Below are 14,525 nucleotides of genomic sequence, written 5' to 3'. Positions count from 1 at the left end.
CCCCGGTTACCGAAGGAAGCATCATGAAGATCGACTGGGCGGCCCTCGGCTCCGTCTTCGGCGTCAGCCTCGCGTTCGCGGTGGGCCTGGTGGCCCTGTTCACCCTCGGCGTGGGCGGTCTGGCCCGGCGCGAGAAGGCCGCGGCCCAGGGCGGTTCCGCCGGCCTCGCCGTCACCGGCGCCTACGTCTGCTTCGCCGCGTGCGCGGCGGCGGTGGCGTACGGCATCTACCTGATCGTGGCCAAGCCCTGACCCACCCTGCGAAGGCCCCCCTCCCGCTCTCCGCGGAAGGGGGGCCTTTCCCATGCCCCGCACGCCCCGCGATGTGGGGATCGGCACACTCTCCCCGTGCAGGTCAACGGCAAGTTGACGGCCGTTCCGGGCGCGTGGTGGACTGCCCAGGCCATCTACGGCGGCAGGAGAGGAAGCCGGTGCGAATCCGGCGCGGTCCCGCCACTGTCACCGGGGAAGAACCCCCGGGAGCCAGGAACTCTCACCGCCGAATCTCGTCGAACCAGGGCGCGGACACCCTGAGTGAGGACACGGATCGCCATGCTCGGCTGCCGAAGGACAAGGACCCGCACCAGGCCCGCTCCTGTACCCACGGCCGGCTGAGCCGATGGGTGCCGATCGCATGTACGCGTACGGCGCCGCCGCCGGCCTTCTCGGTGACCTCCTCCTCGGCGATCCGCGCCGTGGACATCCGGTCGCCGTGTTCGGGCGGGCGGCCGCTGCCGTGGACCGCGCGTTGTGGCACGACCACCGCGGCTGGGGCGCCCTGCACACCGTCGTGTGCGCCGGAGGCGCCGTCGCACTCGGCACGGTGGCCGCAAGCGCCGTACGCCCCTCTCCCACCGCCTCCCTCGCACTGACCGCCGCCGCCACCTGGGCGGTCGTCGGCGGTACGTCGCTCGCCCGCGAGGCCCGCACGATCGGGCGTGCGCTGGAGGCCGGGGACGTCGAGGCGGCGCGGGCGCGGCTGCCTCATCTGTGCGGCCGGGATCCGCAGGCACTGGACGCCGACGGGATCGCCCGGGCGGTGGTCGAGTCGGTCGCCGAGAACACCTCCGACGCCGTCGTGGGGGCGCTGGTGTGGGGGGCCGTGGCCGGGGTTCCGGGGCTGCTCGGGTTCCGGGCGGTCAACACCCTGGACGCGATGGTGGGTCACAGGTCCCGCCGGTACCGGCGCTACGGCTGGGCCTCCGCCCGGCTCGACGACCTGGCCGGCTGGCCGGGGGCGCGGCTGACCGCCGTACTCGCCGCCGCGGCCGGACCCGACCCGCGCGGTGCCCTGCGCGCCTGGAACGCCGACGCCCACCGGCATCCGAGCCCCAACGCCGGGCCCGTGGAGGCCTCCTTCGCGGGCGCCCTCGGCGTACGCCTGGGCGGCACGCTCTCCTACAGCGGCCGGGTCGAACACCGGCCGGTGCTGAACGGGGACACCGGACGGGCCGTCCGGGTCACCGACATCGACCGGGCCGTACGGCTCTCCCGCCGCGTCGGCCTGCTCGCGCTCGGCACCACGGTCGCCGCGCGCCACCTCGTCAAAAGCCTGAAGGGACGTGGCAAGTGAGCGGGGGTCTCCTCGTCGCCGGCACCACCTCCGACGCCGGCAAGAGCGTCGTGACGGCCGGGATCTGCCGGTGGCTGGTGCGCCAGGGCGTGAAGGTCGCGCCGTTCAAGGCGCAGAACATGTCGCTCAACTCCTTCGTGACCCGGGAGGGCGCGGAGATCGGGCGGGCCCAGGCCATGCAGGCCCAGGCCTGCCGGATCGAGCCGACCGCGCTGATGAACCCGGTGCTGCTCAAGCCGGGCGGCGAACGGAGCAGCCAGGTCGTGCTGCTGGGCAAGCCGGTGGGCGAGCTGAGCGCGCGCGGGTACCACGGGGGGCGCCAGCAGAAGCTCCTCGGCACGGTACTGGACTGTCTGGCCGAGTTGCGGGGCACGTATGACGCGGTGATCTGTGAGGGTGCGGGCAGCCCGGCCGAGATCAATCTGCGCCGGACCGACATCGTGAACATGGGGATCGCCCGCCAGGCACGCCTGCCGGTGCTGGTGGTGGGCGACATCGACCGCGGGGGCGTCTTCGCGTCCTTCTTCGGGACCGTCGCCCTGCTCTCGCCCGAGGACCAGGAGCTGGTCGCCGGGTTCCTGGTGAACAAGTTCCGGGGCGATGTCTCCCTGCTGGAGCCGGGCCTGGAGATGCTGCACGGGCTCACCGGGCGGCACACCTACGGCGTGCTGCCCTTCCGGCACGGGCTCGGCATCGACGAGGAGGACGGACTGCGGGTGTCGCTGCGCGGCACCGTCCGGGAGTCCTCCGTCGCTCCCCCGGTCGGCGAGGACGTGCTGCGCGTCGCCGTCTGCGCGATCCCGCTGATGTCCAACTTCACCGACGTGGACGCGCTGGCCGCCGAACCCGGTGTCGTGGTGCGGTTCGTGGACCGGCCGGAGGAGCTGGCGGACGCCGATCTCGTGGTGGTCCCGGGCACCCGCGGGACCGTGCGGGCACTGGAGTGGCTGCGCGAGCGGGGCCTCGCGGACGCGCTGGTCCGGCGGGCCGCCGAAGCACGCCCGATCCTCGGCATCTGCGGCGGCTTCCAGATCCTCGGCGAGCACATCGAGGACGAGGTCGAGTCGCGGGCCGGCGCGGTCGACGGGCTCGGCGTGCTGCCCGTGCGGGTGCGGTTCGCCCGCGAGAAGACCCTCACCCGCCCGGCCGGAGAGGCCCTCGGCGAGCGCGTCGAGGGGTACGAGATCCACCACGGCGTCGCCTCCGTGGACGGCGGGGAACCCTTCCTCGACGGCTGCCGGGTCGGCCAGGCCTGGGGCACGCACTGGCACGGTTCGCTGGAGTCGGACGGCTTCCGGCGGGCCTTCCTGCGCGAGGTGGCCGCCGCCGCGGGCCGCCGCTTCGTGCCGGCGCCCGGCACCTCCTTCGCCGCGCTGCGCGAGGAGCAGCTCGACCGGCTCGGCGACCTGATCGAACACCACGCGGACACGGACGCGCTCTGGCGGCTCATCGAGTCGGGCGCGCCGCAAGGACTGCCTTTCATTCCACCGGGAGCGCCCGCATGAGCACAGTGTTGTTGTTGTCGACCGCCGACACGGATCTGCTGGCGGCCCGGGCCTCCGGCGCGGACTACCGCATCGGCAACCCGACCCGGGTGGACGTCCGCGAGGAACTGCCGCGCCTGCTCGAAGGGGCCGACCTGGCCGTCGTACGGCTGCTGGGCGGCAAGCGCGCCTGGGAGGAGGGGCTCGCCGCGCTGAAGGCGGCCGGGATCCCGACCGTGCTGCTGGGCGGCGAGGCCGTCCCCGACGCGGAGCTGATGGCCGAGTCGTCGGTGCCGGCCGGTGTGGTGGCGGAGGCGTTGAAGTACCTGGTCGAGGGCGGGCCCGCGAACCTGCTGGAGCTGTCCCGGTTCCTGTCGGACACCGTGCTGCTGACCGGTGAGGGCTTCGAGGAGCCGCGGAAGATGCCGGAGTACGGCGTCCACGGCTCGTACCGGATCCAGGGCGGCCGGCCGACCGTCGGGGTGCTCTTCTACCGGGCGCACGAGCTGAGCGGCAACACCGCCTTCGTGGACACCCTGTGCGAGGCGATCGAGGCGCAGGGTGCCAACGCCCTGCCGGTGTACTGCGGTTCGCTGCGCGGCGCGGACGCCGGGCTGTACGAGCTGCTGGCGAAGGCCGACGTGCTGGTCGCCACGGTGCTCGCGGCCGGCGGCACCCACGCCTCGCAGGCGTCGGCGGGCGGCGACGAGGAGTCCTGGGACATCGGGGCGCTCGCGGATCTGGACATCCCGGTGCTGCAGGGCCTGTGCCTCACCTCCTCGCGGGCCGCGTGGGAGGAGTCCGACGCCGCCCTGTCCCCCATGGACGCGGCGATGCAGGTCGCGATCCCGGAGTTCGACGGGCGGCTGATCACCGTGCCGTTCTCCTTCAAGGAGCAGGGCCCGGACGAGGTCCCGGTGTACCTCGCCGACCCGGAACGGGCCGCGCGGGTGGCCGGGATCGCCCTGCGCCACGCCCGGTTGAAGCACAAGCCGAACGCCGAGAAGAAGGTCGCGCTGGTCTTCACGGCGTACCCGACCAAGCACTCCCGGGTCGGCAACGCGGTCGGCCTGGACACGCCCGCGTCGGCGGTGCGGGTGCTGGACGCGCTGCGGGACGCCGGGTACTCGCTGACCGAATACCCGTCCGGCGGCGACGAGTTGATCCACCGGCTGATCGCGGCCGGCGGCCACGACGTGGAGTGGCTGACGGAGGAGCAGCTGGCCGCCGCCCCCGCGCGCGTGCCGCTCGCCGACTACCGGGCGTGGTTCGGGAAGCTCGATCCGGGGCTCAGGGACGCGATGACCGAGGCGTGGGGTGAGCCGCCGGGCAGCCTGTACGTGGACGGCGACGACATCGTGCTGGCGTCGCTGCAGTTCGGGAACGTCGTGGTCATGATCCAGCCGCCGCGCGGCTTCGGCGAGAACCCGATCGCGATCTACCACGACCCCGACATGCCGCCCTCGCACCACTACATGGCCGCCTACCGCTGGCTGGAGAACAGTTTCGGCGCGGACGCGATCGTGCACATGGGCAAGCACGGCACGATGGAGTGGCTGCCGGGCAAGGGCCTCGGCCTGAGCGCGGGCTGCGCTCCGGACGCGGTGCTCGGCGACCTGCCGCTGATCTACCCGTTCATCGTCAACGACCCCGGCGAGGGCACCCAGGCCAAGCGGCGCGGGCACGCCACGGTGGTCGACCACCTGGTGCCGCCGATGGCCCGCGCCGACACCTACGGCGACCTGGCCAAGCTGGAGCAGCTGCTGGACGAGTACGCGCTCGTCTCCGACCTGGACCCGGCGAAGGCCCCGGCCGTCCGCGCCCAGATCTGGACGCTGGTCAAGGCGGCCGAGCTGCACCACGACCTGCATGTGGACGAGCAGCCGGACGACGACGCGTTCGACGAGTTCGTCATGCACATCGACGGCTATCTGTGCGAGATCAAGGACGTGCAGATCCGTGACGGTCTGCACATCCTGGGCGGCGGCCCGGTAGGCGAGCCGCGCGTGAACCTGGTGCTCGCCGTGCTGCGCGCCTCGCAGGTGTGGGGCGGCCGGGCGAACGCGCTGCCGGGGCTCCGGGCCTCGCTGGCGGCCCGTTTCGGGCTGGACGAGAAGGAGCTGCTGGCCGAGCCCGGTGCGCCGGTGAAGGTGCCGGCGGAGCTGACGGACCTGGTGGAGGGTCCGGCGCGCACCGCGTCCGACGCGATCGACCTGCTGGAGCAGCTGTGCCGGGGGATCGCGGAGGGCATGGAGGCGCGGGCGTGGGACCGTGCGGTCGTCCCGGCCGTCCTGCGGGGCGTGCTCGGCACCGAACTCACGGACGGCAAGGCCGTGTTGGAGTTCGCGTGCGACGAGGTCGTACCGCGGCTGGCGAGGACCACGGACGAGATCGGCCACATCCTCCGCGCGCTGGACGGCGGCTATGTGCCGGCCGGCCCCTCCGGCTCCCCGACCCGGGGCCTGGTCAACGTGCTGCCGACCGGCCGGAACTTCTACTCGGTCGACCCCAAGGCCATTCCGTCCAGGCTGAGCTGGGAGGTCGGCCAGTCGCTCGCGGACTCGCTCGTCGCCCGCTATCTGCAGGACACCGGCGCGTACCCGAAGTCCGTCGGCCTGACGGTCTGGGGCACGTCCGCGATGCGGACCCAGGGCGACGACATCGCCGAGATCCTGGCGCTGCTGGGCTGCCGTCCCGTGTGGGACGACGCCTCGCGCCGGGTCACGGGCTTCGAGGTGGTCCCCCTGGAGGAGCTGGGGCGACCGCGCATCGACGTCACGGTCCGTATCTCCGGGTTCTTCCGGGACGCGTTCCCGCACGTCGTCGGGCTGATCGACGACGCGGTGCGGGCGGTGGCCGAGCTGGACGAGCCGGCGGAGTCCAACTACGTGCGGGCGCACGCCGACGAGGACACCGCCGAGCACGGCGACCGGCGGCGCGCCACGGCCCGTGTCTTCGGCTCGAAGCCGGGGGCCTACGGCGCCGGTCTGCTCCCGCTGATCGACGCCCGGAACTGGCGCAGCGACGCGGACCTGGCCGAGGTGTACGCCGTCTGGGGCGGGTACGCGTACGGGCGCGGGCTCGACGGGCGGGCGGCGCGCGGGGACATGGAGACCGCGTTCAAGCGGATCGCGGTGGCGGCGAAGAACGTCGACACCCGTGAACACGACCTGGTCGACGCCGACGACTACTTCCAGTACCACGGCGGCATGGTCGCCATGGTCCGGCACCTGACCGGCGCCAACCCCGAGGCCTACGTCGGCGACAGTGCCGTACCGGACCAGGTGAAGACCCGCACGCTGGGCGAGGAGACGCACCGCGTCTTCCGGGCCCGGGTGGTGAACCCGCGCTGGATGGCGGCCATGCGCCGGCACGGCTACAAGGGCGCCTTCGAGATGGCGGCGACCGTGGACTACCTGTTCGGCTACGACGCCACGGCGGGCGTGGTCGACGACTGGATGTACGAGAAGCTCAGCGCGGAGTACGTCTTCGACCCGGAGAACCGGGACTTCATGAAGACGTCCAACCCGTGGGCGCTGCGCGGCATCACCGAGCGGCTGCTGGAGGCGGCCGACCGGGGCCTGTGGGCCGAACCGGACGCGGACACGCTGGAGCGGCTGCGCGCCACCTACCTGGAGCTGGAAGGCGACTTGGAGGGCGAGGACCAGTGACAACCCCCTTCCCCTTTACGGCCGTTGTCGGCCAGGACGACCTGCGGCTGGCGCTGCTGCTGAACGCCGTGTCCCCGGCGGTGGGCGGGGTGCTGGTGCGCGGCGAGAAGGGCACGGCCAAGTCGACGGCCGTGCGCGCCCTGTCGGCGCTGCTGCCGGAGGTGGCCGTCGCCGTCGGGTGCCGGTTCTCCTGCGACCCGGCGGCACCGGATCCGTCCTGCCCGGACGGCCCGCACGAGCCGGGAGCCGGCGCGGCCCGTCCCGCCCGGATGGTCGAGCTGCCCGTCGGCGCCTCCGAGGACCGGCTGGTGGGCGCCCTGGACATCGAGCGGGCGCTCGCGGAGGGCGTGAAGGCGTTCGAGCCGGGGCTGCTGGCCGACGCGCACCGCGGGATCCTGTACGTCGACGAGGTCAACCTGCTCCACGACCACCTGGTCGACCTGCTGCTGGACGCGGCGGCGATGGGTGCGTCGTACGTGGAGCGCGAGGGCGTGTCGGTACGGCACGCGGCCCGGTTCCTGCTCGTCGGCACCATGAACCCAGAGGAGGGCGAGCTCAGGCCCCAGCTCCTGGACCGGTTCGGGCTGACGGTGGAGGTCGCGGCCTCGCGGGAGCCGGACCAGCGGGTCGAGGTGGTGCGGCGCCGGCTGGCGTACGACGACGATCCGGCCGGCTTCGCCGCCCGGTGGGCCGAGGAGGAGGCCGCCGTACGGCAACGGATCGTGGCGGCACGGGAGTTGCTGCCGCAGGTGCGGCTGGGCGACGGCGCGCTCCGGCAGATCGCGGCGACCTGCGCGGCCTTCGAGGTGGACGGCATGCGGGCCGACATCGTGATGGCGCGTACGGCCACGGCGCTGGCCGCGTGGGCCGGGCGGACGGACGTCCTCGCCGAGGACGTCCGGCAGGCGGCGCTGCTGGCGCTGCCGCACCGCAGGCGCCGTAACCCCTTCGACGCGCCGGGCCTGGACGAGGACAGGCTGGACGAGACGCTGGAGCAGTTCTCCGGGGAGGACGAGAGCGACGACGATCCCGATCCGGACGGTCCCGGCGGGGGCGGCGGCCGGCCGCAGCCCGATTCCGGGCCGCAGGGGGGCGGGGACGGCGCCGCGCGGCCGGAGGCCGGTGAGGGCGGGGAGCCGCAGGTGTCCGGTGCGCGGGAGCAGTCGGCCGTACGGGCCGCCGAGCCGTTCCGGACCAAGGTGCTGAGCGTGCCCGGGATCGGCGAGGGTGCCGCCGGGCGGCGGTCGCGGGCGCGGACCGAGCACGGGCGGACGACCGGGGCCCGGCGGCCCCGGGGCACGCTGACCAAGCTGCACCTGGCCGCCACGGTGCAGGCCGCGGCCCCGCACCAGCGGGCACGCGGCCGGTCCGGGCCGGGGCTGGTGGTCCGCCGGGACGATCTGCGGCAGGCGACCCGGGAGGGCCGCGAGGGCAACCTCGTACTGTTCGTCGTGGACGCCTCGGGATCGATGGCGGCGCGGCAGCGGATGAGCACCGTGAAGGGTGCCGTGCTGTCGCTGCTCCTCGATGCCTATCAGCGGCGGGACAAGGTGGGGCTGGTGACCTTCCGGGGAGCCGGCGCGGAGGTGGCGCTGCCGCCGACCTCGTCCGTGGATGCCGCCGCCGCGCGGCTGGAGACGCTGCCGACCGGTGGCCGTACGCCGCTGGCGGCCGGGCTGCTCAAGGCGCACGAGGTGCTGCGCGTGGAGCGGCTGCGGGATCCGGCGCGGCGGGCGCTCGTGGTCGTGGTGACCGACGGGCGGGCCACCGGCGGCCCGGAGCCGGTCGCCCTCGCCGGGCGTGCGGCGCGGCTGTTCGCGGCCGAGGGGGTCGCCTCGGTGGTCGTCGACTGCGAGGCGGGGCCGGTGCGGCTCGGGCTCGCCGGACAGCTCGCGGGTGAGCTGGGCGGTACGGCCGTCACGCTGGACGAGTTGCGGGCCGACTCGATCGCCGGGCTGGTCAGGGATGTGCAGGGAACGTCGAGGAGGGCCGCGTAATGCCGCAGGGACAGCCGAGTGTCGTACCCGACGATGGTCTGACGACTCGTCAGCGCCGCAACCGTCCGCTGGTCGTCGTGCACACGGGCGTCGGCAAGGGCAAGTCGACGGCCGCGTTCGGGCTCGCGCTGCGCGCCTGGAACCAGGGGTGGCCGATCGGGGTGTTCCAGTTCGTGAAGTCGGCCAAGTGGAAGGTCGGTGAGGAGAACGCGCTCAGGGTGCTCGGCGCCTCCGGCGAGGGCGGGACCGTCGACTGGCACAAGATGGGCGAGGGCTGGTCCTGGGTGCAGCGGGACGCCCAGATGGACAACGAGGAGAAGGCCCGCGAGGGCTGGGAGCAGGTCAAGCGCGACCTGGCGGCGGAGACGTACCGGCTGTACGTGCTGGACGAGTTCGCCTACCCCATGCACTGGGGGTGGGTGGACACGGACGAGGTCGTGGAGGTGCTCCGGAACCGGCCCGGTGTCCAGCACGTGGTGATCACCGGCCGTAACGCGCCCGGGAAGCTGGTGGAGTTCGCGGATCTCGTGACCGACATGTCCAAGGTCAAGCACCCCATGGACGTCGGCCAGAAGGGCCAGAAGGGCATCGAGTGGTGACATCGCCGGTGCCTCGGCTGGTCATCGCCGCGCCCTCCTCGGGCAGCGGCAAGACCACCGTCGCCACGGGGCTGATGGCCGCGTTCGCCGCGCGGGGGCTCGCCGTGTCCCCGCACAAGGTCGGGCCGGACTACATCGACCCCGGGTACCACACGCTCGCCACCGGGCGGGCGGGGCGCAACCTGGACGCGTACCTGTGCGGGCCGGAGCTGGTCGCTCCGCTGTTCCTGCACGGGGCGCGGGGCTGTGACATCGCCGTGGTCGAGGGCGTGATGGGGCTGTACGACGGGGCGGCCGGCGAGGGTGAACTGGCGTCCACCGCCCATGTCGCCAAGCTGCTGGGGGCGCCGGTGGTGCTGGTGGTCGACGCGTCGTCGCAGTCGCGGTCGGTGGCGGCGCTGGTGCACGGGTTCGCCTCCTGGGATCCGGAGGTGCGGGTCGGCGGTGTGATCCTCAACAAGGTGGGGTCCGACCGGCACGAGGAGCTGCTGCGGGAGGCGTTGGATTCGGCCGGGGTGCCGGTGTTGGGTGTGCTGCGGCGGGTTCCGCAGGTGGACACGCCGTCGCGCCATCTCGGGCTGGTGCCGGTGGCCGAACGTCGCTCCACCGCACGGGACGCGGTGACGGCGATGGCCACTCAGGTGGAGCGAGGTTGCGATCTCGAAGCTCTGCTGGGGCTGGCACGGAGTGCGGGAGACCTGTCGTGTGCTCCTTGGGAGCCGCCCGTCACCACAACGAGGAAACGTGAGGTGGTCGCCGTTGCCGGTGGGTCCGCGTTCACCTTCTCCTACGCCGAGCACGCCGAACTGCTCACCGCCGCCGGGGCCGAGGTCGTCACCTTCGATCCCCTGCGGGACGAGCAACTGCCGGAAGACACGGCCGGGTTGGTCATCGGCGGCGGTTTCCCCGAGGTGTACGCCGCCGAGCTGTCCGCCAACGAACCGCTGCGCAAGGCCGTCGCCGAACTCGCCCTGGGCGGCGCTCCCGTCGCCGCCGAGTGTGCCGGACTGCTCTATCTGTGCCGGGAGCTGGACGGGCAGCCCATGTGCGGAGTCCTGGACGCCACCGCACGCATGACGGAACGGCTCACTCTCGGCTACCGGGACGCCGTGGCCGTCGGCGACAGTGTGCTGGCCGTCGCGGGGACCCGGATGCGGGGGCACGAGTTCCACCGCACGGTCGTCGAGCCCGGCGCCGGCCAGGCTCCCGCCTGGGGCGTGCGGGCGCCCGTGCGGCGGGTCGAAGGTTTCGTACAGCAGGGCGTGCACGCGAGTTACCTGCACACGCACTGGGCGTCCGAGCCCGGTGTCGCCCGTCGGTTCGTGGAGAGGTGCCGGACGTCATGAGCAGCAGGCTGGTCGGAGTCGGGGTCGGTCCCGGTGATCCGGAGCTGGTGACCGTCAAGGGGGTCAACGCGCTGCGGGCCGCCGATGTCGTCGTCGTCCCCGTCATGGACACCGGGGAGCGGGGGCGGGCCGAGGCGACCGTGTTGCACTACGTGCCCGCGGAGAAGGTGGTCCGGGTGGTGTTCGCGCTGAACGAGCGCACCGACCGGGCGCGCCGGGAAGCCGCCTGGGACGCGGCGGGCGGGCGGGTCGCCGGGCTTCTCGAAGCGCACGGAACCGTCGCCTTCGCCACCATCGGCGATCCGAACGTGTACTCCACGTTCACGTATCTCGCGCAGACCCTCGTGGAACTGGTGCCGGACGTGGTCGTGGAGACCGTGCCCGGGATCACCGCCATGCAGGATCTGGCGGCGCGGTCCGGTGCCGTACTGACCGAGGGCACCGAGCCGCTGACCCTCGTACCGGTCACCGCCGGGTTCGCCGTGCTCAAGGAGGCTTTGGCCGGGCCCGGGACCGTCGTGGCGTACAAGTTCGGGCGGCAGGCCGCCGAGGTCGCCGAGGCGCTGCGGGAGACCGGGCGGCTCGGGGACGCCGTGTGGGGTTCGGCGCTGGGGCTGCCGGAGGAGTCGGTGCGGCCGGCCGGCGAGCTGGACGGGACGCCGTTGCCCTATCTGTCGACGCTGATCGCGCCCCCGCGGCGGGACGGCGGACGGGGCGGGAAGCTGTGAGGCGGCCGAGGCGACCGGTCGGATCAGCCGCCGGAGAGGCCGACCACCAGCCAGACGAAGGCCACGCCCGCCACCGTGCACAGCAGGGTGGAGCGGGCCGGGTGCTCGTGGTGGGCCTCGGGCAGGATCTCGGCGGCGGCGAGATAGAGCAGTACGCCGCCGAAGAGGCCGAGATAGCCGCCGAGCACCGGCCCGGGGATGTGGAAGAAGGCGGTCGACAGCGCTCCGAGCAGGGGCGCGCACGCGTCGGCGACCAGCATGGCGATCGCGCGCCGGCGGGCGTTGCCGTACAGGCTCGTGATGGTGAAGGTGTTGAAGCCGTCCGCGAAGTCGTGCGCGATCACGGCGAGCGCGACGGCCGTGCCCATGCCGCCGCCGACCTGGAAGGCCGCGCCGATCGCCACGCCGTCCATGGCGCTGTGCCCCACCATGGCGCCGGCCGCCGTCAGGCCCACCTCGGGCGCCCGGTGGTTGTGCCCCTCGGCGCCGCCGTGCGCGGCCTGCCGGGCGGCCAGGGTCCGCTCCACCAGGTGGGCCAGCAGGAATCCGGTCACGAACAGCAGCAGGGCGGCGGGTACGCCGAAGACCTCGCGGTGGGCCGCGTGCAGCGCCTCCGGCAGCAGGTCCAGGCCGACCACGCCCAGCATCAGACCGCCGGCCAGTCCCAGGACCAGGTGCCGACGGTCGGTCACGCGCTGTGCCGTCCAGCCGCCGGCCAGCGTCATCAGGAACGCGCCGAGCGCGACGAAGACCGCCATAGGCCCTTGCTATCCGATGAACGCGTCTTCGCGCACATCCGGCGCCGATCACACCGCCCCAGACCCTGACAATTCACTGATTCCGACTTCTGATTCCGCAGTCTCCGCAGTTCGTTCCCGTAGTTCCCGCACTCCCGCAGTTCCCGTACGAGAGGACCCCTCCCATGGCCGATGCCCCCACCGGCAAGGTGACGTTCGTCGGTGCCGGCCCCGGCGCCGCCGACCTGCTGACGTTCCGTGCCGCGCGCGCGATCGCGGAGGCGGACGTGGTGATCTGGGCGGCGAGCCTGGTCCAGGCGGAGGTCCTCGCGCACGCGCGCGAGGATGCGCAGGTCCTGGACTCGGCGACCATGTCCCTGGAGGACGTCGTCGCCGTCTACCGGCGCGCCCACGCCGAGGGCCGGAAGGTGGCCCGGATCCACTCCGGCGACCCGGCGCTGTGGGGCGGTACGCAGGAGCAGCTGGACCGGTGCGCGCAGATCGGCATCGCGACGGAGGTCGTCCCGGGGGTCTCCTCCTTCTCCGCCGTCGCCGCGCTCGCACAGCGTGAGCTGACCATCCCCGAGGTCGCGCAGTCCGTCGTCCTCACCCGGCTGGGCGGCGGCAAGACGCCGATGCCGCCCGGCGAGGAGGTACGCGAGTTCGCCCGGCACGGCACCACCATGGCGGTCTTCCTGTCGGCGGCGCGCAGCGGGCAGTTGGTGCGCGAACTGCTGGAGGGCGGCTATCCGACGGACACGCCGGTGGTCGTCGCCTACCAGGCGACCTGGCCGGAGGAACTGATCGTGCGCTGCACGATCGGCACGCTGGAGGAGACGGTCAAGGAGCACAAGCTCTGGAAGCACACACTCTTCCTGGTCGGCCCGGCGCTCGACGCGCACGGCACCCGCTCGCACCTGTACCACCCCGGGCACTTCCACGGATACCGCAAGGCCGACCCGGAGGCCCGGCGGGCCCTGCGCGAGCAGAGGGCGAAGAGTTGATCACGGTCGTCGGTACGGGGACGGGCGCGCCGGTCGCCGAGGACGTCCTCGCGGGCGCCGCGCTGGTGGTCGGCGGGCGCCGGCACCTGGACGCGGTACGGCTGCCCGACGGCGCCGAGCGGGTCGTTCTCGGGCCGCTGGCACCGGCGCTGGACGTCGTCGAGCGGCATCTGGAGAAGGGGAGCCGGGTCGTCGTACTGGCCTCCGGTGACCCGGGGTTCTTCGGGATCGTGCGGGTGCTGGCCGAGCGGTTCGGGTCGCGGCGGCTGGATGTGCGGCCCGGCGTCTCGTCCGTCGCCGCCGCGTTCGCGCGGGCGGGGCTGCCGTGGGACGACGCCGTGGTCGTCAGCGCGCACGGCAGGGAGCTTCGTACTGCCGTCAACGTATGCCGCGCGCGGCCCAAGGTGGCGGTGCTGACGGGGCCGGGCGCGGGCCCGGCGGAACTGGGGGCGGCGCTGCTGCACGGTCCACGGGTGCCGCGGAGCCCGTCGCCCGGTCCGGTGGCCACACCCTCCGCCGAGCCCGCCGCGCCGGCGGTCGCGTCGGCGCCCGCACCCCGCGGACGCGTCCTCGTCGTCGCCTCCGCCCTCGGCTCCGCGCAGGAGCGCGTCGAACGGGTCACGCCCGCCGAGGCCGCCGCCCGGGACTGGGGCTCGGACGTCAGCGTGGTGCTGTGCCTCGACGAGACACGCGCCCTCGGCGGTGTGCGTACGGTCGCCGGGGCCCCGGCCGGACCGGCCCGGTGGGCGCTGGACGAGGGTGAGTTCACCCACCGCGACTCGATGATCACCAAGTTCGAGGTGCGGGCGCTGGCGCTGGCCCGGCTGGGGCCGCGGCTGGGCGACCTGGTGTGGGACGTGGGCGCCGGCTCGGGCTCGGTGGCGGTGGAGTGCGCGCGGCTCGGCGCGGCCGTCGTCGCCGTGGAGAAGGCGGCGGACGGGGTGGAGCGGATCCGCGCCAACGCGCTCGCCCACGGGGTCGACGTGGACGTGGTGCACGACTCGGCCCCTGAGTGCCTGGACGCGCTCGACGATCCCGACGCGGTGTTCGTCGGCGGGGGCGGCCGGGAACTGCCCGCCGTCGTCGCCGCGTGCGCCCGGCGGGCCCGGCGGACCGTGGTCGTGGCCATGGCCGCGCTGGACCGCGTACCGGCCGCCCGCGAGGCGCTCACGGCCGCCGGGTTCGCCTGCGACGGGGTGCTGCTGCAGTCCTCGCGGCTGGCGCCGCTGCCCGGGGACGTGACCCGGCTCGCGGCGACCAATCCGGTGTTCCTGCTGTGGGGCACCAGACACCCGGGGGGCGAGTGAGGGAGTTGCCCGCTGAGTCCTCTCCACCGCGAGCGGGGGAGATCCCTGGCTCACACCGCTCCGCGGCTCACTGAGCCGCG

The 14,525-nt window shown here is 73.7% G+C and carries 11 protein-coding genes and 1 riboswitch; of the genes, 10 read left to right on the top strand and 1 reads right to left on the bottom strand.

Translation table 11 applies throughout. The annotated features are described in order from the left end of the window. The first annotated feature begins 23 nt into the window (after positions 1-23). From ACZ7GZ_RS28280 to cobI, 8 genes are all read left to right on the top strand, one after another. A complete protein-coding gene (locus ACZ7GZ_RS28280; RefSeq protein ID WP_471028422.1) occupies positions 24-251 on the top strand; it encodes a hypothetical protein in 228 nt (75 codons plus the stop codon). 121 nt (positions 252-372) lie between these two features. Continuing rightward, a riboswitch (cobalamin riboswitch) is annotated at positions 373-514 on the top strand. A gap of 104 nt (positions 515-618) precedes the next feature. Beyond that, positions 619-1,572, top strand: a complete 954-nt coding sequence (locus ACZ7GZ_RS28275; RefSeq protein WP_471028421.1) for a cobalamin biosynthesis protein — start codon at positions 619-621, stop codon at positions 1,570-1,572. Next, positions 1,569-3,077 (top strand): cobyric acid synthase, encoded by a 1,509-nt coding sequence (locus ACZ7GZ_RS28270; protein WP_471028420.1) that lies wholly within the window; start codon positions 1,569-1,571, stop codon positions 3,075-3,077. The genes ACZ7GZ_RS28275 and ACZ7GZ_RS28270 overlap by 4 nt, the downstream gene beginning before the upstream one ends. Beyond that, the gene (cobN, locus tag ACZ7GZ_RS28265) at positions 3,074-6,727 is read left to right on the top strand and encodes a cobaltochelatase subunit CobN (RefSeq protein ID WP_471028417.1); all 3,654 of its coding nucleotides are present in this window, start codon (positions 3,074-3,076) and stop codon (positions 6,725-6,727) included. Before ACZ7GZ_RS28270 ends, cobN begins: the two co-directional genes overlap by 4 nt. Beyond that, positions 6,724-8,724: a putative cobaltochelatase gene (locus tag ACZ7GZ_RS28260; RefSeq protein ID WP_471028415.1), complete on the top strand. Its 2,001-nt coding sequence runs from the start codon at positions 6,724-6,726 to the stop codon at positions 8,722-8,724. The genes cobN and ACZ7GZ_RS28260 overlap by 4 nt, the downstream gene beginning before the upstream one ends. Then, positions 8,724-9,323: a cob(I)yrinic acid a,c-diamide adenosyltransferase gene (gene cobO, locus ACZ7GZ_RS28255; protein ID WP_471028412.1), complete on the top strand. Its 600-nt coding sequence runs from the start codon at positions 8,724-8,726 to the stop codon at positions 9,321-9,323. Before ACZ7GZ_RS28260 ends, cobO begins: the two co-directional genes overlap by 1 nt. Next, a complete protein-coding gene (locus tag ACZ7GZ_RS28250) occupies positions 9,317-10,669 on the top strand; it encodes a cobyrinate a,c-diamide synthase (protein WP_471028410.1) in 1,353 nt (450 codons plus the stop codon). Before cobO ends, ACZ7GZ_RS28250 begins: the two co-directional genes overlap by 7 nt. Next, positions 10,666-11,397 carry a precorrin-2 C(20)-methyltransferase gene (gene cobI, locus ACZ7GZ_RS28245; RefSeq protein WP_471028409.1) on the top strand — a complete coding sequence of 244 codons (732 nt, stop codon included), beginning with the start codon at positions 10,666-10,668 and terminating at the stop codon, positions 11,395-11,397. Before ACZ7GZ_RS28250 ends, cobI begins: the two co-directional genes overlap by 4 nt. 23 nt (positions 11,398-11,420) lie before the next feature. Here cobI and ACZ7GZ_RS28240 read toward each other — a convergent pair whose 3' ends face one another. Next, on the bottom strand, positions 11,421-12,155 hold the full coding sequence (locus tag ACZ7GZ_RS28240) for a ZIP family metal transporter (RefSeq protein ID WP_471028407.1): 735 nt from the start codon (positions 12,153-12,155) through the stop codon (positions 11,421-11,423). A gap of 164 nt (positions 12,156-12,319) precedes the next feature. Here ACZ7GZ_RS28240 and cobM point away from each other — a divergent pair, with 164 nt between their 5' ends. Continuing rightward, positions 12,320-13,138 carry a precorrin-4 C(11)-methyltransferase gene (gene cobM, locus ACZ7GZ_RS28235; protein WP_471028406.1) on the top strand — a complete coding sequence of 273 codons (819 nt, stop codon included), beginning with the start codon at positions 12,320-12,322 and terminating at the stop codon, positions 13,136-13,138. Further along, positions 13,135-14,445, top strand: a complete 1,311-nt coding sequence (cbiE, locus tag ACZ7GZ_RS28230; RefSeq protein ID WP_471028403.1) for a precorrin-6y C5,15-methyltransferase (decarboxylating) subunit CbiE — start codon at positions 13,135-13,137, stop codon at positions 14,443-14,445. Before cobM ends, cbiE begins: the two co-directional genes overlap by 4 nt. The last annotated feature ends 80 nt before the right edge of the window (positions 14,446-14,525 follow it).

This window comes from Streptomyces sp. NPDC037288, from assembly GCF_055603265.1.
Note: the sequence above shows the minus strand (reverse complement) of the source record. Positions and strands in the feature narration are given on the sequence as shown.

Coding starts and splice junctions, on each gene's coding strand:
- ACZ7GZ_RS28275 (WP_471028421.1), top strand. CDS start 619: ATGGGTGCCGATCGCATGTACGCGTACGGCGCCGCCGCCGGCCTTCTC.
- cobI (WP_471028409.1), top strand. CDS start 10,666: ATGAGCAGCAGGCTGGTCGGAGTCGGGGTCGGTCCCGGTGATCCGGAG.
- ACZ7GZ_RS28280 (WP_471028422.1), top strand. CDS start 24: ATGAAGATCGACTGGGCGGCCCTCGGCTCCGTCTTCGGCGTCAGCCTC.
- cobO (WP_471028412.1), top strand. CDS start 8,724: ATGCCGCAGGGACAGCCGAGTGTCGTACCCGACGATGGTCTGACGACT.
- ACZ7GZ_RS28240 (WP_471028407.1), bottom strand. CDS start 12,155: ATGGCGGTCTTCGTCGCGCTCGGCGCGTTCCTGATGACGCTGGCCGGC.
- cobM (WP_471028406.1), top strand. CDS start 12,320: ATGGCCGATGCCCCCACCGGCAAGGTGACGTTCGTCGGTGCCGGCCCC.
- cobN (WP_471028417.1), top strand. CDS start 3,074: ATGAGCACAGTGTTGTTGTTGTCGACCGCCGACACGGATCTGCTGGCG.